At 73.7% G+C, this 21931-nt stretch carries 22 protein-coding genes; 10 read left to right on the forward strand and 12 right to left on the reverse strand.

What is annotated here, in order from left to right; genetic code table 11:
- Positions 1-130: 130 nt before the first annotated feature.
- Positions 131-1024 (reverse strand): universal stress protein, encoded by an 894-nt coding sequence (locus ACQP1P_RS26925; protein WP_433074186.1) that lies wholly within the window; start codon positions 1022-1024, stop codon positions 131-133.
- A 255-nt stretch (positions 1025-1279) separates the two neighbouring features.
- On the opposite strand from ACQP1P_RS26925, the gene ACQP1P_RS26930 reads away from it, so the two are divergent.
- From ACQP1P_RS26930 to ACQP1P_RS26940, 3 genes are all read left to right on the forward strand, one after another.
- A complete protein-coding gene (locus tag ACQP1P_RS26930) occupies positions 1280-3946 on the forward strand; it encodes a GNAT family N-acetyltransferase (protein ID WP_433074189.1) in 2667 nt (888 codons plus the stop codon).
- A gap of 14 nt (positions 3947-3960) precedes the next feature.
- A complete protein-coding gene (locus ACQP1P_RS26935; protein WP_433074192.1) occupies positions 3961-4830 on the forward strand; it encodes a universal stress protein in 870 nt (289 codons plus the stop codon).
- Positions 4831-5162: 332 nt separating this feature from the next.
- On the forward strand, positions 5163-5819 hold the full coding sequence (locus tag ACQP1P_RS26940) for an MgtC/SapB family protein (protein ID WP_433074195.1): 657 nt from the start codon (positions 5163-5165) through the stop codon (positions 5817-5819).
- A gap of 75 nt (positions 5820-5894) precedes the next feature.
- Here ACQP1P_RS26940 and ACQP1P_RS26945 read toward each other — a convergent pair whose 3' ends face one another.
- The 3 genes from ACQP1P_RS26945 to ACQP1P_RS26955 form a co-directional block, all read right to left on the reverse strand.
- Complete coding sequence (locus ACQP1P_RS26945; RefSeq protein ID WP_433074198.1) at positions 5895-6497, reverse strand: hypothetical protein; 603 nt, start codon at positions 6495-6497, stop codon at positions 5895-5897.
- Between the two features lie 227 nt (positions 6498-6724).
- The gene (locus ACQP1P_RS26950) at positions 6725-8527 is read right to left on the reverse strand and encodes a thiamine pyrophosphate-requiring protein (protein WP_433074201.1); all 1803 of its coding nucleotides are present in this window, start codon (positions 8525-8527) and stop codon (positions 6725-6727) included.
- Between the two features lie 62 nt (positions 8528-8589).
- Positions 8590-8775 carry a hypothetical protein gene (locus tag ACQP1P_RS26955; protein WP_433074203.1) on the reverse strand — a complete coding sequence of 62 codons (186 nt, stop codon included), beginning with the start codon at positions 8773-8775 and terminating at the stop codon, positions 8590-8592.
- 155 nt (positions 8776-8930) lie between these two features.
- On the opposite strand from ACQP1P_RS26955, the gene ACQP1P_RS26960 reads away from it, so the two are divergent.
- A complete protein-coding gene (locus tag ACQP1P_RS26960) occupies positions 8931-9335 on the forward strand; it encodes a phage holin family protein (protein ID WP_433074206.1) in 405 nt (134 codons plus the stop codon).
- Between the two features lie 65 nt (positions 9336-9400).
- On the forward strand, positions 9401-9970 hold the full coding sequence (locus ACQP1P_RS26965; protein WP_433074209.1) for a hypothetical protein: 570 nt from the start codon (positions 9401-9403) through the stop codon (positions 9968-9970).
- Positions 9971-10171: 201 nt separating this feature from the next.
- Here the strand turns inward: ACQP1P_RS26965 and ACQP1P_RS26970 are convergent, their stop codons facing one another.
- Complete coding sequence (locus tag ACQP1P_RS26970; protein WP_433074212.1) at positions 10172-10666, reverse strand: hypothetical protein; 495 nt, start codon at positions 10664-10666, stop codon at positions 10172-10174.
- A 211-nt stretch (positions 10667-10877) separates the two neighbouring features.
- Between ACQP1P_RS26970 and ACQP1P_RS26975 the strand changes: the two genes are divergently transcribed.
- Both ACQP1P_RS26975 and ACQP1P_RS26980 read left to right on the forward strand, forming a co-directional pair.
- Entirely contained in the window at positions 10878-11249 is a 372-nt protein-coding gene (locus ACQP1P_RS26975) for a BlaI/MecI/CopY family transcriptional regulator (RefSeq protein WP_433074215.1), read from the forward strand.
- On the forward strand, positions 11246-12208 hold the full coding sequence (locus ACQP1P_RS26980) for a M56 family metallopeptidase (protein WP_433074218.1): 963 nt from the start codon (positions 11246-11248) through the stop codon (positions 12206-12208). The genes ACQP1P_RS26975 and ACQP1P_RS26980 overlap by 4 nt, the downstream gene beginning before the upstream one ends.
- A gap of 114 nt (positions 12209-12322) precedes the next feature.
- Here the strand turns inward: ACQP1P_RS26980 and ACQP1P_RS26985 are convergent, their stop codons facing one another.
- Positions 12323-12757 carry a hypothetical protein gene (locus ACQP1P_RS26985; RefSeq protein ID WP_433074220.1) on the reverse strand — a complete coding sequence of 145 codons (435 nt, stop codon included), beginning with the start codon at positions 12755-12757 and terminating at the stop codon, positions 12323-12325.
- Positions 12758-12959: 202 nt separating this feature from the next.
- Here ACQP1P_RS26985 and ACQP1P_RS26990 point away from each other — a divergent pair, with 202 nt between their 5' ends.
- Positions 12960-13940, forward strand: coding sequence for an NlpC/P60 family protein (locus ACQP1P_RS26990; RefSeq protein ID WP_433074222.1), 981 nt, complete (start codon positions 12960-12962; stop codon positions 13938-13940).
- A gap of 73 nt (positions 13941-14013) precedes the next feature.
- Here ACQP1P_RS26990 and ACQP1P_RS26995 read toward each other — a convergent pair whose 3' ends face one another.
- The gene (locus ACQP1P_RS26995) at positions 14014-14379 is read right to left on the reverse strand and encodes a hypothetical protein (RefSeq protein WP_433074225.1); all 366 of its coding nucleotides are present in this window, start codon (positions 14377-14379) and stop codon (positions 14014-14016) included.
- Entirely contained in the window at positions 14379-14876 is a 498-nt protein-coding gene (locus ACQP1P_RS27000) for an HAD family hydrolase (protein ID WP_433074228.1), read from the reverse strand. Before ACQP1P_RS27000 ends, ACQP1P_RS26995 begins: the two co-directional genes overlap by 1 nt.
- A gap of 68 nt (positions 14877-14944) precedes the next feature.
- Here ACQP1P_RS27000 and ACQP1P_RS27005 point away from each other — a divergent pair, with 68 nt between their 5' ends.
- A complete protein-coding gene (locus ACQP1P_RS27005; RefSeq protein ID WP_433074231.1) occupies positions 14945-15202 on the forward strand; it encodes an ArsR/SmtB family transcription factor in 258 nt (85 codons plus the stop codon).
- A 39-nt stretch (positions 15203-15241) separates the two neighbouring features.
- On the opposite strand, the gene ACQP1P_RS27010 is transcribed toward ACQP1P_RS27005, so the two are convergent.
- Genes ACQP1P_RS27010 through ACQP1P_RS27025 form a run of 4 tightly spaced genes read right to left on the reverse strand, consistent with a single transcriptional unit; the run spans position 15242 to position 20329 of the window.
- Positions 15242-16597: an oligosaccharide flippase family protein gene (locus ACQP1P_RS27010; RefSeq protein WP_433074234.1), complete on the reverse strand. Its 1356-nt coding sequence runs from the start codon at positions 16595-16597 to the stop codon at positions 15242-15244.
- Positions 16572-17576 carry a sugar transferase gene (locus ACQP1P_RS27015; RefSeq protein WP_433074237.1) on the reverse strand — a complete coding sequence of 335 codons (1005 nt, stop codon included), beginning with the start codon at positions 17574-17576 and terminating at the stop codon, positions 16572-16574. The genes ACQP1P_RS27010 and ACQP1P_RS27015 overlap by 26 nt, the downstream gene beginning before the upstream one ends.
- Before the next feature lie 43 nt (positions 17577-17619).
- Positions 17620-19506: an asparagine synthase (glutamine-hydrolyzing) gene (gene asnB, locus ACQP1P_RS27020; protein WP_433074239.1), complete on the reverse strand. Its 1887-nt coding sequence runs from the start codon at positions 19504-19506 to the stop codon at positions 17620-17622.
- A 43-nt stretch (positions 19507-19549) separates the two neighbouring features.
- A complete protein-coding gene (locus ACQP1P_RS27025; RefSeq protein WP_433074242.1) occupies positions 19550-20329 on the reverse strand; it encodes a WecB/TagA/CpsF family glycosyltransferase in 780 nt (259 codons plus the stop codon).
- Positions 20330-20852: 523 nt separating this feature from the next.
- Between ACQP1P_RS27025 and ACQP1P_RS27030 the strand changes: the two genes are divergently transcribed.
- Positions 20853-21920, forward strand: coding sequence for an LCP family protein (locus ACQP1P_RS27030; RefSeq protein WP_433074244.1), 1068 nt, complete (start codon positions 20853-20855; stop codon positions 21918-21920).
- Positions 21921-21931 lie beyond the last annotated feature (11 nt).

Raw genomic sequence — 21931 nt, forward strand, 5'->3', positions numbered from 1 at the left:
GGAGCTGGAGGCGGCCGACCTCACCCGCCGGCGCTTGCCCGCTGGAAGGCGAACGCCAGGGCGGGCCCGGCATCGCGGGAACCGCCGCCGACGACGACGCCGACGACGCCGGCCGGCATGGTCGCGGCGGTCACGACGGTTCCTCCGGTCCCTCATCGCCCCGCCGGGCGTGAGCGATCAGCACCGGGCAGTGTGCCCGGTGCAGCAGGCGCAGACCGACCGAGCCGAGCAGCAGGCCGGTGAACCCGCCGTGGCCTCGGCTGCCGACGACCGTCAGCTGCGCCCGCTGCGATCGCTCGACGAGCACATCGGCCGCGTCGCCGGGGACGCCGTGGCACTCCCAGCGCACGTCCGGGCAGTGCCGGGCCGCCTCGGTCACCTGCGCGACCGCCTGCTCGGCCAGCACCCGCTGGACCTCGGCCGCGTCGTACAACACCGGGGGCGCACCGACCGGGGGCGGTACCAGTGGCGACTCGACGACCCGCACCGCCATCAGGTCGCAGCCGCGCTGCCGGGCCTCCTCGAACGCCAGCCGCAGCGCGAGGTCGGACGGTCCCGAACCGTCGACGCCCACGAGCACGGCGCCGGCCGGGTCCGCCCGCCCGCGCACGACCGCGACCGGGCACGACGCGTGCACGGCGACCTGCTGGCTGATCGAGCCGAGCACGGCCCCGGTGGCGGCGTGGCGGCCCCGGGTCCCCACGACCAGCAGCCCCGCGTCGTCTCCGGCCTTGAGCAGCGTCTCGGCCGGATGCCCCGGCAGCGCCAGGGGCCGCACGTCAGCATCCGGCTCCGCGGCGGACACCCGCCGCGCGACCTCCGTGACCGACCGGTCGGCGAACCACTGCGCGGCCTCGGCGAACTCATCCGCCGGATCGAACGCGGTCAGCGGCACGCGCCAGTGGTACGTCAGCAGCACCCGCAGCGGCACACCCCGCCGGATCGCCTCCGCCGCGGCCCAGCGCGCCGCCAGCACCGACGGCTCCCCGCCGTCGACACCGACCACCACCATCCCGTCGTCCACGCCAACCTCCGCTCGACGGCTCGCCCGCGTACGGTCTCCACTCCGGCGGCACCCACACCCGGGACGGCCCGATTCGCCCGCCGAGGATGACCGGCGCCCGTTCGCCCCGGTCGCCGGCGACATTGGCGTGTACCGGCAGCGTGTCCGGGCAGCGTGTACGGGAAGGGCGCATTCCTGCGAACGCCGCGGACGACGGCGGCACGGTCTGGAGGCAACCATGACCTACCGGGCGACGACGCCGGCTGCGGGCTCACGATGAGCGCCGTCGACTGCCTGACCATGGACGGGCGGATCGTCCGGCTCCGCACGATCCGGCCGCGGGACGCGCCGGCGCTGCTCGCCCTGCACCAGCGGCTCTCCCCGAACAGCCGGTACCTGCGGTTCTTCAGCGCGGGTGCGGCACTGGACGCCGAGGTCCGCAGGCTCACCCGGCCGTCGGGGCCGGACCGCGTCCACCTGCTCGTCGAGGAAGGCGACGCGGTGCTCGCCGCCGGCTCCTACGAGCGGGTCGACGCGGCGCGCGCCGACTTCGCGCTCGTGGTCGACGACAACCACCACGGCGAGGGCCTCGGCACGCTGCTGCTGGAGCGGCTCGCCGCCGAGGCGCGCCGGGCGGGCATCACCGAGCTGGTCGGCGACGTGCTGGCGCACAACGCCGCCATGCTGCGGGTGAGTGGCGATCTCGCCCCGGGTGTCGCCCGCCGGCTCGGCGCCGACGCCGGGACGGTCCAGATCCGGGTGCCGACGCTGCCCGACGAGGCCGCCCTGGCCGCCGTCGGGGTCCGCGACCGCACCGCGGCGCACCACTCGCTGCGCCCCCTGCTGGCCCCCGCGTCCGTGGCGGTCATCGGTGCCGGACGGCGGCCCGGCGGGATCGGCCGCGCGGTGCTCTCGGCGCTGCGGGCCGGCGGCTACACCGGGGCCCTCCACGCGGTCAACCCGCACGCCGAGCGGGTGTGCGGGATCCCCGCGCATCCGAGCGTCGCGGCGATCGGCGGCGCCGTGGACCTGGCGGTCGTCGCCGTGCCCGCGGCGGCGGTCCCCGAGGTCGTGCGGCAGTGCTGCGCGGCCGGCGTGCGCGCCGCGGTGATCCTGACCGCCGGCATCGAACCGGCGACCCAGTCGGCGCTCGTGCGCGAGGCCCGCCGGCACGGCATGCGGATCCTCGGCCCCAACTGCCTGGGCGTGGTGAACACCGACCCCGCCGTGCGGCTGACCGCCACGTTCGCCCCGGCACCGCCCGTCGCCGGCGGCCTGGCGGTGGCGTCGCAGTCCGGCGCGGTCGGCGTGGCCATCCTCGACGCGGCCGCCGACTGCGGCATCGGCATCTCCAGCTTCGTGTCGCTGGGCAACAAGACCGACGTCAGCAGCAACGACCTGCTGGCCTACTGGTACGACGACCCCGCGACCCGCGCCGTCGCCCTGTACGTCGAGTCCTTCGGCAACCCGCGCCGGTTCGCCTGGATCGCCCGGGCCCTCGCCGGCCGCAAGCCGGTGCTGGCCGTCAAGAGCGGCCGCTCGGAAGGGGGCCGGCGGGCGGGCGCCTCGCACACGGCCGCCGCGGCCGCACCCGAGACGGCGGTGACGGCGCTGTTCGCGCAGGCCGGCGTCATCCGCACCGACACGCTCGGCGAGTTGCTGGACACCGCGCGGGTGCTGACCGACCAGCCGCTGCCGACCGGCAACCGCCTCGCCGTGGTGGGCAACGCCGGCGGGCTGAACGTGCTGGCGGCCGACGCGGCCGGGACCGCGGGTCTCGTCGTGCCCGCGTTGGCCCTGTCCGGCCATCGTCCCGGCGGTGGCCCGCAGGCCGTGAACCCCGTCGATCTCGGCGCCCAGGCCACCCCCGCGACGATGGCCGGGGCGATCAGGGCGGTCGCCCGCTCCGGCGAGGCGGACCTGCTGGTCGTCACGTTCGTCTCGACCCGGGCCAACGACACTCGCGCCACGACCGCGGCCGTCGCCGCCGCGGTGGACGACTGCCCGCAACTCCCGGTGGCGGTCGTCGTGGCCGGCGCGCCCGACGTGCCCGCGACGCTGGGGGCCCGCAAGGTCCCGGTGTTCGGCCTGCCCGAGCCGGCGGTGCTGGCGATGGGCCGCGCCGCACGGTACGCGGCCTGGCGGCGCGAGCCGGCCGGGAACCGTCCCTCGCCGCCCGACATCCACCCCGGCGCGGCCCGCGACATCGTGCGGCGGGCTCTGGCCGCCGGCGGCGGCTGGCAGCCCACCGACGTGGCCAGGTCGCTGCTGGCCTGCTACCGCGTGCCGGTGGTGGAGACCCGCATCGCCACGGACGCCGACGCGGCGGTCCGCGAGGCCGGAGCCATCGCCGGCCCGGTGGCGCTGAAGGCCGCCGCGCCGGAGCTGGTGCACAAGAGCGACATCGGCGCCGTGCGGCTCGGCCTCGCCGGCGAGCCGGACGTCCGCCAGGCGTACCGGGCGATCGGCGACGCCGTCGGCACCGCGCGGCCCGTCGTGACCGTCCAGCCGATGGCCGATCCGGGCGTGGAGATGGTGACCGGCATCGTCCACGATCCGCTGTTCGGTTCCCTGCTCATGCTCGGCCTCGGCGGTGTGTACACCGACCTGCTCGGCGACCGGGCGCTGCGGCTGCTGCCGCTCACCGACCACGACGCCGCCGCGATGTGGCGCGGGCTGCGCGCCGCGCCCCTGCTGAGCGGCTACCGCGGCGCGGCACCCGCGGACACTGTGGCGCTGGAGGACCTGCTGCTGCGCCTGGGCCGCCTCGCCGAGGACTTCCCCGAGGTCGCGGAGCTGGACCTGAACCCGGTCCTCGTCGGCCCGCGCGGCTGCACCGCGGTCGACGTGAAGCTGCGTCTCGCGCCGGTCGGCGCCGAGCCGCCCGACCCGTACCTGCGGCACCTGCTGTGGCAGAGGACCGACGCGAAGTCGGGGTCCTGAGGGAGGCACCTGTCATGCGTAGCGACGGAGCGGTGGTCGTCGGCGTCGACGGCTCACCGAGCAGTCTCAGTGCCGTGGAGTGGGCCGCCGCCGACGCGATGCGCCGGCGACGCCCGCTGCGCGTCGTGCACGCCTTCGTGTGGCCCGCGGTGTTCGGCCCGGCACCGCCACGGCTGTACGAGCAGGCCGTCCGGGAGTCCGCCGAGCAGGTCCTCGGCGCGGCGGTCTTCCGGGCCCGCGACGTCGCGCCGGACCTCGACATCAGCACCGACACGCCCGCCCTGCAGGCCGCCGCCGCGCTCGTGGCCGCCTCCCGCCACGCCGTCACCGTCGTCGTGGGCAGCCGCGGCCTCGGCGGCTTCACGGGCCTGCTGACCGGCTCCGTGGGCGTCGAACTCGCCGCCCACGCCGCGTGTCCGGTCGTCATCGTCCGCCACACCGTCCGACCGGGCGGCTCCGAGGCCGGCCGCGTCCTCGTCGGCATCGACGGATCCCGCGACGCCGAGCGCGCGCTGCGGTTCGCGTTCGAACAGGCGTCGCTGCGCGGTGCCGGGCTCACCGCCGTCCTGGCCTACCTACGGCCGGAGCCCACCCGGCCGGACGACGTCCTGCCGCTGATCTGCGACCAGGAGAGCCTGCGCGACGACGAACGCCGTGTGCTGGGCGAGTCAGTGTCCGGCTGGACGGAGCAGTACCCCGACGTGCACCTGCGCACCGCCGCCGTCCACGGCCGCCCGGCGGCCGTGCTCACCGAGCTGTCCGCCGGCGCGCAACTGCTGGTCGTCGGCTCCCGCGGGCGCGGCGGCTTCACGGGACTGCTGCTGGGCTCCGTCAGCCAGGCCGTCATCCGGCACGCCGCCTGTCCGGTCGCGGTCGTCCGGTAGCGACGTCCGGTAGCGACGTCCGGTAGCGACGTCCGGGGCCTGGGCACAGTAAAAGACCTACGAGGCGGTTTCCCTTCGCCGGCATTGCCCGGATCAGGTGGTGGGGATCGCCGGTGCGACCTCTCGGTCGTTTCAGCCTCTCAGCTCAACTGTCGCCAGTTGGGCTCTCCCGCACGTCTCGTAGGCCCAACTCCGAAGCTACACCGGCGGTGGGACGGTGCGGGGTGAGACATCGGGGTATTGCCCGGGCCGCGGCGGCGACGTTTCGCCGGCTCCCGCGCGGGAAGCGAGCCGACGCGGGACCACCCGCAGTGGGCCGGCACGGACGGGCCGTGAGGGGGCTGGTTGTGGTCGACTACGGCTGGGTGGTGGTCGGGCAGATACTGCTCGCGGCCGCATTGGGTGCCGTGGTCGGGCTGGAGCGCGAGTTCGGGGCGCAGCCGGCCGGCCTGCGCACCCACATCCTCGTCTCGCTCGGCGCGGCCCTCTTCACGCTCGCCGGCGTCGGACTGCAGCGCTCGGACCCGACACGGGTCGCCGCGCAGGTGGTCACCGGCATCGGGTTCCTCGGCGGCGGCGCGATCTTCAAGGAGGGGGTCACCGTCCGCGGCCTGACCACGGCCGCCTCCCTGTGGGTGACGGCCGCCGTCGGGCTGGCCGTCGGCCTGCGCGCCTGGCCCGCGGCCCTGGTCACCACCGTCCTCACCGTCACCGTGCTGTGGCTGCTCAAAGTGGCTGAGCGCCATTACCTCGCCTTCCGCCGGCACCTGCTGATGTGCGTCACGCTGCAGGACGGTGTGTCGCTCGACGAGGTGGAGCGCGAGCTGCTGAAGGTCGTGCCCCGGGCAACGATGCTGCGGGTGACGTACGCCGAGCACGAGCACGTGATCGAGATGACGGCCCGGCCCCCCGCGACGGCATCCCTGCCGCAGCTGGCCGAGTCGCTGCGCCGGCTGCCCGGCATCGCGGGGGTCAACGTGTCCGGCTGATCGCCTCGCGGCTGCCGGGTCGTGTGCGCGGGCGGCCGTGGGACCGGGCCGCGACGGCCCGGTCCCACGCCGCCGTCATGCCTTCGGGGTCTTCGCCATCACGCCCTTCACGAGGGCCGTCATGTTCGTCTTCATGGCGCCGGAGTCCCAGGGCTCGGTGCCGCCGGCGTTGAACCGGACCTCGACGTACAGGTTCTGCTCGACGCAGACGATGACCGCCTCGATGCGCTTGTCGCCCGAGCTGAGCCGCCGGGCGTAGAAGCCCTGCGAGCCGCAGCCGGTGACCTTCTCGTCGTCGAAGCCGGAGATCTTCGGGTAGGTGTCCGCGGACTCCTTATAGCGGGCCGCGGTGTCGCCGTCGACGTTGGCGAACACCTTGAGCTCCTGGAAGCCGTCGGCGGCGGAGAGGGAGTACTCGCAGCCGTTGAGGGTGTACCTGGTCTTCTCCTCGAGGGGTTCCCCGGTGCCGGTGCCGGCGCGCGGGCCGAGCAGGCTCGGGTCGGCGAGCGCGCACCGGTCGGTGGGCTGCTTGTAGCCGCCGGCCGGCTCCGCGGCTCGGGTGGCCGCCGGGGAGGCCGAGTTGGTGGTGGCCGGCTTGTCGTCCTTGCCGTCGGCGAGGACGAAGACCGCCCCGAGGACGACGCAGAGCACGACCACCCCGCCGACGATGCCGAGCACGAGCGCGAGGACGTTCCGGCGTCTCGGCCGGGGGCCCGCCGGCGGGAAGGGCGGTGGCGTATATGGAGCGCCCTGGTAGGGCGGTTGGTGTGGCGCGTTCATGGTCGTCAAGTCTGGCGGTGGACGGGCGGTCGCACGGTCGGGCGGCGGATGCCGGGTAGGTCGGCTATCCGACTGTTGTCAGGCTTTGCCCCGCTCGCCGCCGGGGTTCCTGGGGCCCGCCGGTCTCAGCGGGAGCCGCGGCCGGGCAGGGCCTCGTAGAACTCGGCGAGCTTCTGCCGCGTGCCGCGCACCGCGATGCCGAGCCTCTGCGGGTCCCGCAGGAGCGCCTTGGTCGTCTTCTTGGCCTGGTCGTACATCGTGTGCGGCGGGATCGGCGGGATCTCGCTGTCGACCTTGAACTCCACGACCACCGGCCCGGGGCTCTGCAGGGCCTCGTCCCAGGCCTGCCCCACCTTCGCCGGGTCGTCGCAGTACACGCCGCGCAGCCCGAGCAGTTCGGCGTAGCGGGCGTAGGGCACGTCGGGGATCTGCTGCGAGCCCGGGAACCGGGGATCGCCGGACAGGGCCCGCTGCTCCCAGGTGACCTGGTTGAGGTCCTGGTTGTTGAACACGGCGAACACCAGCGGCGGCCGGCCGCCGAGCCGGTCGATGTACCGCTTGCAGGTGATCATCTCGTTCATGCCGTTCATCTGGAACGCGCCGTCGCCGATGAACGCGATCACCGGCCGGTCCGGGTAGGCCAGCTTGGCGGCGATCGCGTAGGGCGTGCCGGGACCCATCGTGGCGAGCGTGCCGGACAGCGAGGCCTGCATCCCGTCGCGCAGGGTGAGGTACCGTGCCCACCAGTTCGTCGACGAGCCGGAGTCGGCGGTGAGGATGCACCCGTCGGGCAGGCGGGACGACAGCTCGTACGCGACCGCCTGGGGGTTGATCTGCCCGTTGAAGCTCTGGCCGGCGCGGTCGCGCAGGATCCGCTGCCACTCCTGGACGTTCCGCTCGATCCTGTCCCGCCAGCTGCGGTCGGACTTGCGTTCCAGCATCGGGTTCAGGGCGCGCAGCGTCTCCTTCGAGTCACCCACGAGGTTGGCCTGGACGGGGTACCGCATGCCGATCAGCCGGCCGTCGATGTTGATCTCGACGCCCTTGGCCTGGCCCTCCGACGGCAGCCATTCGCCGTACGGGAAGCTGGTGCCCACCATGAACAGCACGTCGCAGTTCATCATCATGTCGTCGCTGGCCTTCGAGCCGAGCAGCCCGATCGGTCCGGTCACGAACGGCAGCGTGTCGGGCAGCGCGGCGCGGCCGAGCAGCGCCTTGGCCACCCCGGCGCCGAGCAGTTCGGCGGTCTCGACCACCTCGGGTCCCGCGTGCGCGGCACCCTGCCCGATCAGCATGGCGACCCGGCGCCCGCTGTTGAGGATGTCGGCCGCCTTGCGCAGTTCGTCGTGGTCGGGCAGGACCCGGGGCCTGCTCCAGCCGACGCTGCTGAAGACCGCGCCGTGCTCCATCGGCGGCGTCGGCTGAGCCGGCGCCTCCTGGACGTCCTCGGGGATGATGACCACGGCGACGCCACGCTCGGTCAGCGCGATCTTGAATGCCCGGTCGATGACGGCGCGCGCCTGCGCCGGCGTCATGACGGTCTGGGAGTAGGCCGCGACGTCGGCGAACAGCGACTCGAGCGCGACCTCCTGCTGGTAGTGCGTGCCCAGCGACATGCGCTTCTGCTGCCCGACGACCGCCACCACCGGCTGGTGGTCCATCTTCGCGTCGTACAAGCCGTTGAGCAGATGGATCGCGCCCGGGCCGGAGGTCGCCATGCAGCAGCCCACCTCACCGGTGAACTTGGCATGCGCGCAGGCCATGAACGCGCCCATCTCCTCGTGCCGGGGCTGGATGAACTCCGGGTCGTTGCCGGCCCGCGCGAACGCGCCGAGGAGGCCGTTGATGCCGTCCCCCGGGTAGGCGAACACCCGGTGCACACCCCACTGCCGCAGCCGGTCGAGCACGAAGTCCGAAACCTGTGCCATCAAGAGCCTCCATCCGTTCTTGTCGGACGCTCACGGCGCCCCCGTCGACCACCGGTGAAAGGTCATTTCCGCCCGTGGCCGGCCACCCGCCGGCCGATGACGTAGGCCGCCGCGACGCAGAGGCACAGCACAGCGGTGCGTGAGGACAGCAGTCTGGTCCTCGCCTTGCTCAGTCCGGTCCTGGGGTCGGCCGCCGCCCCCGCGGCGGTGCCCACGACCTCGATCAACCGCTCCTTGGTACCTGGCATTTCGATCACCCGCCCGAGAGCCGCTACCGCGCACAGCAGCCGGCCAGCTACCCGGGCCACCCCCGGCGAAACCCGGGCCTGATCGAATCGGCGTCCCACCACCGCCGGCGCGGGATGCCCAGTTTGACGCCGGCGGTGACGGGAACGACCCGCCGATGACCGAACCCGAAGCACACCGCGACGAGCCGCGCACCGAGGAGTCCACCGCCCGGCTCAGCGAGGACATGGCCGAGATCACCCGGCACGAACTGCTGAAGATCCGCGACGCGATCGTCGAGGCGGTGCGCGGCACCGGCGTCACCGCCGCGCTGCTGGCCGGAGCCGGGTTCTTCGGGACGCTCGCCGTGCTGACCGGCACCGCCACCGCGCTGCGCGCGATGGAGACGAGGATGCCACCGGTGCGCGCCGCGGCCACCCTCACCGGCGCCTACCTGGGCGCGAGCGCGGGCCTCGCCCTGCTCGCCGTCGGCCGCGTGCGGCGCACCGAGTACCGGTCCGCGGCCGTGACCCGGGAGATCCGGCGCATCATGCGGGCCTCGCTGCGGGAAGCGGACCGGTGACCGGCATGGAGCGGCCGGGGGCGGGTAGGGCCGTCGTCATGGCGAACATGATGAAGAGCAGCGTCATGGATGAGCGGGACACGGTCCTGCGTTCCATGCACGACACCGGCCTGGCGGCGTGGTTCGGCGGGTCGTTGATGGGCGCGGTGGGACTCAACGGGGCGGCGGGGAAGGTCGACAACCCGCGGGAACGGCTCGTCGTCTCGTCCATCGGCTGGGACCGCTGGGCCCCGGTCAACATGGCCGCTATCGGCGCCCACCTGGTCGGAGCGGCCGGCATCCTGGCGTCCGAGCGCGGGCGGGTCTTCGGGCAGCGGGGCGTCGGCACGATGAGCGCGGTGAAGACCGCCCTGACCGCGGCGGCCCTCGGTGCGACCGCGTACAGCCGCAAGCTGGGCAAGGAGCTGGAGCAGGCCGGCGAGGTGCCGGTCCAGGCCGTGACCGAACCGGCCGCCGACACGCCGGCCTCGGTTCGAGGGGTGCAGCGGCGTCAGCGCATCGCCCAGTGGTCCGTACCGGTGCTGACCGGCGCGCTGATCGCCGTGTCGGCGCTGGCGGGCGAGCAGCAGAAGCCCGGTTCGGTACTGCGGGGCGTCGGCGCGCGGCTGGGCGGCGCCTTCGGCCTTGGCCGCTGACCCTCGCCCCGCGCTGTCACGTCGACGTCGGTCCGCCCGGCGGTGGACGGGCCGACGCCGCAGCCGTTCGCGGGCCACGCGAACCGCGGTCAGGAGGTGGCGACCGGGTTGACCGGGCCGTCACGCCGGCACCGGCTCCCGCGGTCCCGGGTCCGGGGCACCGCGGGTGAGTCCCGGCCGTCCTGCGGGCCCGGTCCGGCGTCACGCGATCCTGTCGAAGCGGTACAACTCACATACGTCCGGATCACCGTCGTACCAGTACAGCCAAGGCCGCTCCCGAGTGCCGGAGATATCCAGGTACGTATGGTGCGAGCGGGGCCTTCCGTCCGAGGTCAGGCGCAGCGTGATGTCGCCCTGGCTCCCACCGGCCGATTGCAGGCTCCACTCCCCGGGTCCGGAAAGGTTCAGCGATCCTCCCATGAACTCCGTGGCGAGCGCGGTCGCCACGAGCGAGCCGCCCGCCTGGAGTTCGAGGCGGGCGCCGTCCCGGGTCTCGTAGGTGCCGATGAGATCGGCCTCGGCGACGCCGTCGGGCCGCTCGGTGCCGCAGCCGAAATAGTTCACCGGCCCGAGAAAGACCCACGCCCCGGCACAGCAGACCAGGACCGAGCAGCAGGCGGCGGCGATACCCGTGACGGCGGCCCCCAGGACACCCACGACCCCCGCGACACCCGCGGCCGCGCCGGCCGACGTCATCTTGAACACGTTCAGATTCTGGACCGCCCTCGGCTCGGCGGACAAGACCGGCCATAGGTGACGGCGGGCACCCCGCCGATGCCGTCCAGACCTCGCACCGCCGCCGGTGGCCGGGCCGGACCGATTCGACTATGCGCATTCGTTGCCGGGATCGTCCGAAACCAGGGCTGACATCCCAAGGTACGATGGCGCTTCGTCGTGGGGAGGTGCGGTGCAGGGGTTCGGCGATCTGGAAGCGGCGCTCATGGAGCTGCTGTGGCAGCGCGGCGAGCCGACCACGGTCCGTGAGGCCCTCGACGGGCTGCGGTGGCACCGCGAGCTCGCCTACACGACGGTGCTGACCGTGATCGACAACCTGTACCGCAAGGGCTGGCTCACCCGCGAACAGCACGGCCGGGCCTACCGGTACACACCCGCGCTGACCCGCGAGCAGTGCGTCGCCCAGGCCATGCACAACGCCCTGGTCGACAGCGGCGACCGGATCGAGGCGCTGACCCACTTCGTCGGGCGGATGAGCCTGGACGAGGCCGCCGCGCTGCGGGCCGCGCTGCGCTCCTACGAACGCCGGATCGCCGGCCGGTGAGCCCGTTCCTCCTCGCCGCGTGCACCATGGTGCTGGCGCTCGTCGCCGCGCCGCGGCTGGCCTCGGCGCGTTGGGTCGTGCGCGCGCCGCGGCTCGCCGTCGCCGCGTGGCTGGGCCTGTCCGGCGCGGTGCTGCTCTCGGCGGTCTTCACCGCGTCGACGCTGCTGCTGTACTGGGACCGCGCCCACGACCTCGTCAAGGGCGCCTGGCACATCTGCCTCGACGCGCTCCTGGGCCACCACGAGCGCGCGGCCCAGGTGGCGGCCGTGGCCGGTCTGACCGGCCTGGTCCTGCTCGGCGGGCGGCTGGCCGTCAACGGCCGGCGCCTCGTGCTCGCCGCCCGGGCCCGCCGCGCCGAGCTGCGGCTCGCGGTGCGGCTCGGCGGGCTGCCGTCCACGCTGCCCGGGGCCAGCGTCGTGCGCCACGACGAGCCCGCCGCCTATCTCCTGCCCGGGCTCAGCCGGCCCGGCCGCGCAGCCGAGATCGTGGTCACCTCGGCCGCCGTCGAACGCCTGCGGGCGCCGGAGCTCGCCGCCGTCCTCGCCCACGAGCGCGCCCACCACGCCGGGCACCACTATGCGATCACGCATTGGATGCGGCTGCTCGCGGCCGCCTTCCCGCCGGCCCGCTGCTTCACGCTCGGCCGCGGCCAGGTCGACCGGCTGGTGGAGCTGTGCGCCGACGACACCGCGGCCCGCGGCACCGCCCGCATCGATCTGGCTCGAGCCCTGGTCAGCATGGCCCAACCCGGCCCCTCCGGCACGCCGGACGGCGCCCTGGGCGCCCGCGGCGGCGACAGCCTCGAACGGCTGCGCCGGCTGCTCGATCCGCCGCCGCCGCTGCCGTGGCCGGCTCGCGCCGCGATCGTCGCGGCGACCGCCGCCGCCCTCGCCACCCCGATCGCGATGGCGGCGTTCGACCGGTACGTCGCCTGGGCCCCGAGCCTGCTGCCGATGTAGCTCGGGGCCCCGCGCGGACGACAAGGGTCGTGCCGGCACGACTTCCAAGGGGATTGGCAGGCTCCGGCACGACCCGGAAGGACTGTACTACTAATTCGCTTAGTAGTACAGCGCTCAGCTGGAGGCGATGGACAGGCCCGAGTCGCCGGGCCCCGCGCTCAGCTGGGTGCCCTCGGCGAACGCGCCGCCGAAGCGGGCCTGCAGGGCGTCCAGCCGCGAGAAGTCCGCACTGTGGGCCGACTCGCCGCCCTCGGCCGCGAACACCGAGTCCGACGTCTGCGAGTCGTTGGAGTAGTTGGTGAAGTCCGTCGACTCGTACCGGCTGCCGTCCGCGCCCTCGAACTCGACGTGCTGGCCGGTCTGGAAGTCGGTGGACTCGGCCGCGCTGTGGTCCTCGCCGTAGACGCCGAACTGCGACTCGTAGTCCCGCTCGCCGCCCGACGCCTGGTGCAGCTGGTCCAGCGCGCCGGACTCCTGGCCGGTCTCGAAGTGCCCGTAGTCCACGCCGCCCGGCTCCTGCCCGCCGTCGAAGTCGCCGTACTCGCTCATCAGGATGGTCCTTTCATCTCAAGGGAATGGCTCCGATGCCAACACGCTACTATCGAGCTTAGTAGGTTTGGCTCCCGAATTCGTGCCAGCGGCTGTCGTCTTGGCGTCTGCACGGTTCACTGCTATCTCGGCTAGGAGACGGACTTGTCTGGCCGGGCGCCGGTGCGTAAGGTTCGCGGACGTGCCGTCCCGCCGTGTCCGCGTGCCTCGCATCTGCCCACCGTCGCCGCGCAGGGCCCTGGTCACCGTGGTGGCCGTGGTCGCGGTGCTGCTGGCCGGCACCGGGGCGGCCCAGGCCGAGCCGACCCCCGCGGAGCTGGAGCGGCAGATCGACGAGATGTGGAACCAGCTCGAGCCGACCATCGAGCAGTACAACCAGGTCCACACCCAGCTCAAGGACAACCAGGCCAAGGCCGAGAAGTTGCAGCAGCAGCTCCAGCCGCTGCAGGCCCAGGTCGACGCCGCGATGGGCAAGATCAGCGAGATCGCCGTCCGCCAGTACAAGATCGGCCGCGTGAGCACCATGCAGGTCCTGCTCTCCGGCAGCACCCCGACCGACACCCTCGACCAGCTCACGGTCGTCAACGCCATCGCCCGCAACGAACGCGCCCAGATCCAGGACGTCGCCGCGGCCCGCGACCGGCTCGCCGCCGACAAGCAGACCCTCGACGCCCTCATCGCCCAGCAGACCACCGAGGACAAAGAGCTGGCCGCGAAGAAGACGCAGATCGAGGCCAAGATCTCCGAGCTGCAGAAGCTCCGGCAGCAGGCGTACGGCAGCAGCGGCGCCACCGGCACCCTCAAGCCCGTCGCCTGCCCCGTCGACTACCTCGGCGGCGCGGGCGGCACGGCCGCGAAGAGGGCCTGCGAGCTCATCGGCAAGCCCTACGTCTGGGGCGCCACCGGCCCCAAGGGCTACGACTGCTCCGGACTGACCATGGCCGCCTGGGCCGCGGCCGGGGTATCCCTGCGGCATTACACGAAGTGGCAGTGGGAGGACGCGAAACCGGTCGCCAAGGCCGACCTGCGCCCGGGCGACCTCGTGTTCTTCTACAGCGACCTGCACCATGTGGGCCTCTACGTCGGCGGCGGCTGGATGGTCCACGCCCCCACCACCGGCGACTACGTCCGCATGGCGAAACTCGACGGCCGGCCCATCGCCGGGTACCGCCGGCCCAGCTGACCTCGGCCGCGGCCGGTCCCGCCCGCGGCTGGTCCGCCCGCGGCCGGCGCGCTCGCGGGCTGACGGCTGCGGCTCATGCGGCCGCGTTCCGGCCCGCGCGCCGCCAGGCGGCATCGGCGAGCAGGCGCAGGCCGTTGAGGCCGACGATCACGGTGGAGCCCTCGTGCCCGGCGACCCCGAGCGGCAGCGGCAGGTGACCGAGGAGGTCCCACGCCACGAGGACGGCGATGAAGGTGCCGGCGATGGCGAGGTTCGCGGCGACGACCCGGCGGGCCCGGCGCGACAGGGCGATGAGCGGTGGCAGGGCGGTCAGGTCGTCGCGGACCAGGACCGCGTCGGCACTGGTGAGCGCCAGGTCGCAGCCGTGGCGGCCCATGGCGACGCCGAGGTCGGCGGTGGCCAGGGCGGGCGCGTCGTTGACGCCGTCCCCGACGAGCATCACCGCTCCCCCCGCCGCTGCAGGGCGCGGACCCGTTCGACCTTGTCCTCGGGCAGCAGGGCGGCGTGCACGTCGGTGATGCCGGTGTCGGCGGCGAGGCGGTGCGCGGCGCCGGCGTTGTCGCCGGTGAGCAGGACCGGCGGGGTGCCGGTGACCGCGGACACGGCCGCGACGGTGGCCGCGGCCCCGGGACGGACCTGGTCGGCGAGGACCACCACACCGGCCGGGCGGCCGTCGACGACGACGGCGACCGCGGTGCGGCCCGCGTCGTGGGCGTCGGTGACGACCCGCCGCACGTCCGCTCGACCCGGGTCGGCGGCGCCGGACAGGGCGGGCCTGCCGGCTCGGACGTGGCGGCCGCCGACGATCGCCTCGACGGCGTGCCCGGGCGTGGCCCGGAAGCCTTCGGCGGGCGGGACGTCCAGGCCGCGTTCGCGTGCGGCCCCGACGACGGCCGCGCCCAGGGGGTGCTCGCTGTGCGTTTCGACGGCGGCCACGAGCCGCAGCAGATCCCGCTCGCCGAGGCCGGAGCCGGTCGCGGGGTGGACTGCAGGGCGAGTCGTCGGTGGCCTGCCTGGCCGAGCTCGTCGGCGCCGCCCCGACCGCGGTGAGCCAGCACCTGGCCAAGCTGCGGCTCGCCGGGCTGGTCCGGGGACGCCGGGAGGGCACGTTCGTGCACTACTCCGCCGCCGACACCCATGTGCGCGCCCTGCTCGCCGAGGCGCTGTTCCACGCCGACCGCGCCGACCGGAACCTGCCCGACCATCCCCGCGGCGACGCGGTGACCCACCAGCACACGGTCCCGGCGGTCGCGCCCGCCTGACCGCCTGCCGCCTGCCCGTCCGGCGTCCGGGCCGTGGGTCTAGGCGTTCTGCGGGGCCTCCACACGGGCCGGTGCGGGCGTCGCGGACGGCGGGCCGAGCGACCTCAGCGTGTTGGCGTAGAGCATCAGCATGCAGATCAGACCGGCGGCGGAGCCGATGAGCAGGCCCCACGCGGCGCCGTGCAGGCCGCCCCGGCCGGCGCCGAGTGCGAGGCCGCCGAGGGAGACGACGGCGAAGACGACGTACTGCAGGAACAGCGCCCGGGCCTGGTGCATCCCGCGCATCGCGGCGGTGAACGGCACCTGCACCAGGTAGACCGCGCCCTGCAGAGCGATCGGCAGGGCCAGCGGGGCGGCCTCGGCGAACTTGTGGGTGCGCACCAGGACGTACGAGACCACCGGCCAGACGACGAGCACCATCAGCGCGCCGAGGGCGGCGAAGGCGAGGGCCAGCCGGTGGGTCTGGCGGCGCAGGGTCGCGGCGGCGGCGGCGCCGTCGGGGCCGGGCTCGGCGGCCTCGGCGGCGTGGCGGGAGGCCCGGGGCGTGAGCAGGCTGCTGATCGCGGTGACCAGGTTCTGGACCGGCTGGAGCTGGACGGTCTGCACGAAGCGGAAGTTGCCCAGGTCGATCTTCGACAGGCGTCCGGCGACGGTGAAGCTGATGGCCAGGACGTGGACCTGGGCGACGATGGCGGTGAGGGTGAACCAGCCGGAGAGGTGGCGGGTCTCGGCCAGCCAGGCCGCGGGGCTGCCCCGCCAGGGCAGGCGGCGCTCGCGCAGCAGGTAGACGGTCATGCCGGCGGTGGCGCCGAGGCCCCAGGCGGTGAGCAGGGCGCCGGCGCTGGAGTGGTGGGTGGCGATCATGACCGCGACGAGGACGGCCTGGGTGCCGGCCCAGACGAGGTCGATGCCGAGGGCCTTGTCCGGGCGGCGGTCGGCGAGGTAGTCGCAGCGGGCGGTGTCGTGCAGCATGATCGGGACCATGAACGGGGCCAGCCGGACGAGGTCGCCCAGGTCGATCTGGCCGCGGCCGGGCCAGGCCGCCCAGAGCGCGACGAAGACGGCGGTGGTCGCCACGCCCGAGCACAGTGCGGTGGCGAGGCCGTCGCGGGCCAGGCGGGCCCGGGGGTCTCCGTCGTAGCGGGACGCCAGGGCGAGCAGGACGTCGCCGACCACGGCGCGGTTGAGGTACATCGCGAGATAGCCCACGGCGAGGGCCAGCGCGAGCGCGCCGAAGTGCGCCTTCGACAGCAGGATGCCGCCCAGCAGCGTGTTCGCCGAGTTGGCCGCGGCGATCACCAGCTGGTCGAGCAGGCCGGCGCCGACGAACCGGGACGCGCCACCCGGTCCGTGCGGGCGGCGCGACCGTTCAGGCGTCCTGGGTACGGCCGGCATGCTCGACCAGACCCGGCAGCTGCCCGTCGTTGCGGGTCGCCGGCACCGTGACGGGACTCGGCGCGGCGAGCACCGGCTCGTCGTAGTGACGCTCGCCGCGGGCCGTGGTCAGCACCGCGCGGACGAGCAGCTGCAGGTCGAGCCGCACGCTCTGGTGCTCGATGTAGGCGAGGTCCTTCGCCAGCCGCTCCCGCGGCGGCATGTGGAACTTCTCGATCTGGGCGATGCAGGCGATGCCGGGCCGTACCGTGTGCCGCTCGGCGTATCCGGGAACCGCCTCGAGGTGCTTGTTGACGAGCACGGTACGCAGCGGCCGGGGCCCGACGAGGGCCATCGAGCCGCTGAGCACGTTGATCAGCTCGGGCAGCTCGTCGAGGTGCCAGCGGCGCAGCCAGCGCCCGACCCGCAGCGTCCGCGGGTCCCCCGCGGGCGACACGACGGGTCCGGTGAGCCGTTCGGCCCCGTACTGCATGCTGCGGAACTTGAACTGCCGGAACGTGCGTCCGCCGCGGCCCACGGAGTTCTTGGTGAAGAAGATCGGCCCCGGCTCCTCGAACCAGATGAGCAGCCCGATGATCGGCCACAGCGGCAGCGTGAGCGCGAGCCCGACGAGGGCGCCGATGACGTCCAGGAGCCGCTTGCCCCGCGGCTCGCGGCGCACGGTGCAGGCGGTGTGGTACCGCAGGACCGCGTGCTGCACCGCGGGCGACGGCGGCGCGTTGTCCTCCACGATCCCGGCGGTGGCGCCGCTGAGCACGATCCCGCCCGCGAACGACCCGGTGATGAGGATCATGGCGGCCCGCGCCGGCACGTCATGGCCCAGGCGCAGCCAGATCCACGGCGCGACGATCAGCGTCGCGGTGACGACGAAGGCGACGCGGCAGGCCCAGGCCCGGGCGAGCGGCGGGACCGAGGAGGTGAGCACGACGGCGGGCAGGCACGCCAGGAACAGCGGGATGAGCAGCACCCAGTGTCTCACGGGTTGTCGTACCTCCGGGGAAAGCGGGCGGGCGCCGTCGTCGTCATCGGTATGCCTTCTCCTGCTCGGCCCACATCGTGAACAGCAGCAGGATCCAGATCTCGCGGGCGTGTTCGGCCACGCCGCTGAGGTGGCGCTCGACGATCTCGTCGACCGCGTCGAAGCGCAGATAGCCCTGCCGTCGCAGGACGTCGCGGGACAGGTAGTCGCCGACCAGCGGCCGGTACACGCCGCGCAGCCAGCGCGGCAGCGGGGCGTTGAAGCCCTTCTTGCCCATGGCGAGCGTCCGCGGCGGCAGCAGGCCGGCCATCGCCTGACGCAGCAGCCACTTCGGTTGCCGGCCCGGGAGCTTCATCCGGCCCGGCAACGAGAAGGCGAACTCGAGCATCGGCGTGGCCAGCAGCGGCACCCGGACTTCCAACGAGTGCGCCATGCTCACGCGGTCGACCTTCGTCAGCACGTCGTCGGGCAGGTAGACGTGGGCGTCGGTGTACTGGAACCGGGTGAGCCGGTCGAATCCGGCCCCGGCGTCGTAGTGCGGCTCGTGCGTGTCGTACGTGTCGCACAGCTCGGCGAGCACGTCCGGCTGCAGCAGCCGCGCCTTGTGCGCCTCCCGGAAGACGACCCGCCACAGGTAGTGGCTGCGGCCGGGCTCCTCGACGGCGTTCTCGGCGAAGCGGCGCGCCTTGAAGTCGAAGCTCGCCCGCGCGCTGGAGCGCGGCAGGTACCGCAGCAGGTTCGGCACGAGCCGGCCCGTCACCGCGCGCGGGAGGTGGCGGTAGTAGCGGGCGTAGCGGTCGGCCTGGTAGGTGAGGTAGCCGGCGAAGAGCTCGTCGCCGCCGTCGCCGCTCAACGCCACCGTCACGTCCCGGCGAGCGAGGCGGCACAGGTAGTACGTGGGCACCATCGACGGGTCGGCGAAGGGCTCGTCGAAGGCCGGCAGGATGCCGTCGACGACGTCCTGCGCCGCCGGCTCGACCAGCAGCTCGGTGTGGTCGGTCCCGAACCTGTCCGCGACGAGGGCGGCCCCGTCCCGCTCGTCGTAGGAGCGGTCGGCGAAGCCCACGGAGAACGTCTTCAGCTCGGCGTCGGGCTCGGCGCGCCGGGCGGCGGCGACGACGGTGGCGGAGTCCATGCCGCCGCTGAGGAAGAAGCCCACGGGCACGTCGGCCGCCAGTTGCTGACGGACGCTGCTGACCAGCAGCTCGCGCAGGATCCCCGCCGCACGGGCGACGGTGAGGTCCTGCCGCTGCGGCACATCGGCGAGCGCCCAGTAGCGCCGCGAGGTGCAGCGGCCGTCCTGCCAGACGAGCGTCGTACCGGGTTCGAGTTTGCGGATCTCCCGGTACATCGTCCGGGGCGCGGGCACGTACATGAGCGACAGGTACGCGCTGAACGCCTGGAGGTCCGGTGTCCGCTCGGGGAGGGCGCACAGGACCGCCTTGATCTCCGACCCGAAGACGAGGCCGCCGGCGCGCTCGGCGTAGTGCAGCGGCTTCACGCCCACCCGGTCGCGGGACAGCACCAGGCGATGACGGGCGCTGTCGTACAGGGCGATGGCGAACATGCCCTCCAGGTGCTCCGCGAAGCCGGTGCCGAACTCCTCGTACAGGTGCGGAATCACCTCGGCGTCGTTGCCGGATGCGAAGGTGTGGCCCCGCGCGGCGAGGTACTGCCGCAGCCTGCGGTGGTTGTAGATCTCACCGTTGAGCACCGCGACCACGGCGCCGTCCTCGGAGCGCACCGGCTGCCGGCCGTGCAGCACGTCGATGACGGCCAGGCGCCGCACCGCCAGCCCGGCGGTCGGGGTGAGGAAGAACCCGTCCTCGTCGGGGCCCCGGTGCGCGAGGCTGCGGCACATGGCGCGCAGCCGGTCCCCGTCCACGGGACGCGTGTCGTTGGCCAGCACCATGCCGGCGATTCCGCACATGTATCCTCCGCCTCGGTCGGTCGATGAACAGGGGCGGGTGGGGTCAGACCGGTGCGGGCTCGACCGGCCGGTGCGAGGGCGCGGGCACGTACGGCTCCCACAGCCCGGCCTTCTGCGCGGACAGCCGCACGACGTACCGGGGGCCGAGAATCAGGTAGCGCCGCCACAGCCGGCGCGGCTCGAGGACCAGCCGCAGCAGCCAGGCCAGCCCGTTGCGCTGCATCCAGCGCGGTGCGGAGCGCAGCCGGCCGGCGTGGTAGTCGAAGGCGGCCCCGACCGCCAGCAGCGGCATGGCGAGCAGCGGCCGCATCGCGTGGACGAACGACTCCTGCCGCGGGCAGCCGAGCCCGACCAGGACCACGCGGGCCCCCGACGCGTTGATCCGCTCGGCGATGCGGGCGTATTCCCCCGGCTCGGCGTCGCGGAACCGTGACGGCTCGGCGCCGGCGATGCGCAGCGTCGGTATGGTCCGGGTCAATGCCGCGACCAGCCGGTCGACGGTGCGCTGGGTGGAACCGTAGAGGTAGACCGGCAACCCCTCGTCGGCCGCACGTCGCAGCACCCGGAGGGTCAGTTCCGGGCCGCTCACCCAGTCGCGCAGCCGAGCCTGGTGCAGCAGGTTCAGCGCCCACCGTACCGGCTGGCCGTCCGGGGCCACCACGTCGAAGGCGTTGAGCCGGGCGTTGTGCCGCCGATCCGACAAGCCGGTCATCACGCCGTGCACGGCCAGCGCCGTCAGGATGAACGGGCGCTGCTGCTGGGCGGCCGCGATCACCCTCGCGACCGCGGTGTCGTAGTCGATGACATCGACCAGAACCCCCATGACGCTGCGTTTTCCCGCGTCGACGACCAACGATCTTCCTTCCCCTCGCCCGCGACACGCGCCGATCACCGGACCGGCTCGAGGCATCGAACGCCAGCCTCAACTGCGGGATGTCGAGCGCGCCTGTACCCGACCGGTTCCCGGTAAACGCGGCGCGCCGGGCGGGCGGAGGTGACTTTGCCGGGTGTCCGGCACTGCCACCTGCGCTATCACCTGCCGATACGTCGCCCGGCCCGGCCGGGGCCTCCTACGCTTGCGAGGTCACGCAGATGTCACGGCTCCCGGCGCGCCAGATTCGCGGCCGGCCCGGCTCGAGAACAGAGACGGTATGGGCGATCCAATTCCTGATGCACGGGCCGGCGACGGCCGACGGGCCCGTGGGCGGGCGGCGGTGCGGGCCGCCGTCCCACCAACCGAATCGGCCGCCGTCCGGGCCGCGGGCCCGCGGCGTCCACGGCATCCCCGGCGGCCGCCGAGGCCTCGGCGGCCGCGGCGCTGGGCCCGGGCGCTGGTCGTCCTCGGCGTGCTGCTCGTGCTGGTCAGCGCCGCCGCCCTCGCCGGTTCCCGGGCGCTGCTGAACCGCTACACCGCCTCGATCGGCCAGGAGAACCTGCTCGGCGACGCGGCGGACCCGCACGTCAGCATCGACGGGCCGATCAACCTGCTGCTCGTCGGCATCGACCAGCGCATCGATCAACGCGACGACAGCCCCGACGCCGACCACAACGCCGACTCGATCATGATCGTGCACATTCCGGCGAGCCACGACGCCGCCTACCTGGTGTCGGTACCCAGGGACTCGTACGTGCCGATCCCGCCCTATCCGAGGAGCGGGTACGAAGGCGGCCATGCCAAGATCAACGCGGCGTTCCCCAACGGCTACGGCAACGGCGCCGGCCGGGCGGGCGGGTTCGGGCTGCTCGCGTTGACGATCAAGCAGCTGACCGGGATCTCCTTCAACGGCGGCGCGATCGTCGACTTCGCCGGGTTCAAGTCGCTGGTGGCGGCCCTCGGTGGGGTGGACATGTGCGTGGACGAGCGGACCGTCTCGGTCCACATCGGTCACGACGCCCACGGCCGCTACCAGATGCCATATACGATGACCGATGACGGTCCCGTTGCCGTCGCGGGTGTCACCCCGCAGGTGTACCAGCCCGGCTGCCAGCATCTGGCCGACTGGCAGGCCCTGGACTACGTGCGGCAGCGCGAGCTGCTCCCGGACGGCGACTACGGGCGGCAGCGCCACCAGCAACAGTTCATCAAGGCCGTCCTGAAACAGGCCACCGGCAGCGGCGTGCTCACCAGCCCCGGCAAACTGGACCAGGTGCTGCGCGCCGCCGGCCAGGCGCTGACCTTCGACAGCGGCGGCATCTCCGTCGCCGACTGGATCTTCACGCTGCGCGGCATCCGCTCCGGCGCCCTGACCATGCTCAAGACCAACGGTGGCACCTTCAACTCCGAGGTCATCAACGGCCAGGACACCGAGATTCTCAGCGACACCAGCCTGCAGCTGTTCAGCGCCGTTCGCGAGGACACCGTGCCGGCATTCGTCGCCGCCCACCCCGACTGGGTGGCCGGCGACGCGGCATAGGGCCGGGCCGA

The organism is Dactylosporangium sp. CA-052675 (assembly GCF_050947935.1).
In the GTDB taxonomy this organism is placed as follows: domain Bacteria; phylum Actinomycetota; class Actinomycetes; order Mycobacteriales; family Micromonosporaceae; genus Dactylosporangium.

Coding starts and splice junctions, on each gene's coding strand:
- ACQP1P_RS26965 (WP_433074209.1), top strand. CDS start 9,401: ATGGATGAGCGGGACACGGTCCTGCGTTCCATGCACGACACCGGCCTG.
- ACQP1P_RS26995 (WP_433074225.1), bottom strand. CDS start 14,379: ATGCTCGTCGGGGACGGCGTCAACGACGCGCCCGCCCTGGCCACCGCC.
- asnB (WP_433074239.1), bottom strand. CDS start 19,506: ATGTGCGGAATCGCCGGCATGGTGCTGGCCAACGACACGCGTCCCGTG.
- ACQP1P_RS26970 (WP_433074212.1), bottom strand. CDS start 10,666: ATGACGTCGGCCGGCGCGGCCGCGGGTGTCGCGGGGGTCGTGGGTGTC.
- ACQP1P_RS26985 (WP_433074220.1), bottom strand. CDS start 12,757: ATGAGCGAGTACGGCGACTTCGACGGCGGGCAGGAGCCGGGCGGCGTG.
- ACQP1P_RS26935 (WP_433074192.1), top strand. CDS start 3,961: ATGCGTAGCGACGGAGCGGTGGTCGTCGGCGTCGACGGCTCACCGAGC.
- ACQP1P_RS26960 (WP_433074206.1), top strand. CDS start 8,931: ATGACCGAACCCGAAGCACACCGCGACGAGCCGCGCACCGAGGAGTCC.
- ACQP1P_RS27010 (WP_433074234.1), bottom strand. CDS start 16,597: ATGCCGGCCGTACCCAGGACGCCTGAACGGTCGCGCCGCCCGCACGGA.
- ACQP1P_RS26930 (WP_433074189.1), top strand. CDS start 1,280: ATGAGCGCCGTCGACTGCCTGACCATGGACGGGCGGATCGTCCGGCTC.
- ACQP1P_RS27025 (WP_433074242.1), bottom strand. CDS start 20,329: ATGGGGGTTCTGGTCGATGTCATCGACTACGACACCGCGGTCGCGAGG.
- ACQP1P_RS26950 (WP_433074201.1), bottom strand. CDS start 8,527: ATGGCACAGGTTTCGGACTTCGTGCTCGACCGGCTGCGGCAGTGGGGT.
- ACQP1P_RS26955 (WP_433074203.1), bottom strand. CDS start 8,775: ATGCCAGGTACCAAGGAGCGGTTGATCGAGGTCGTGGGCACCGCCGCG.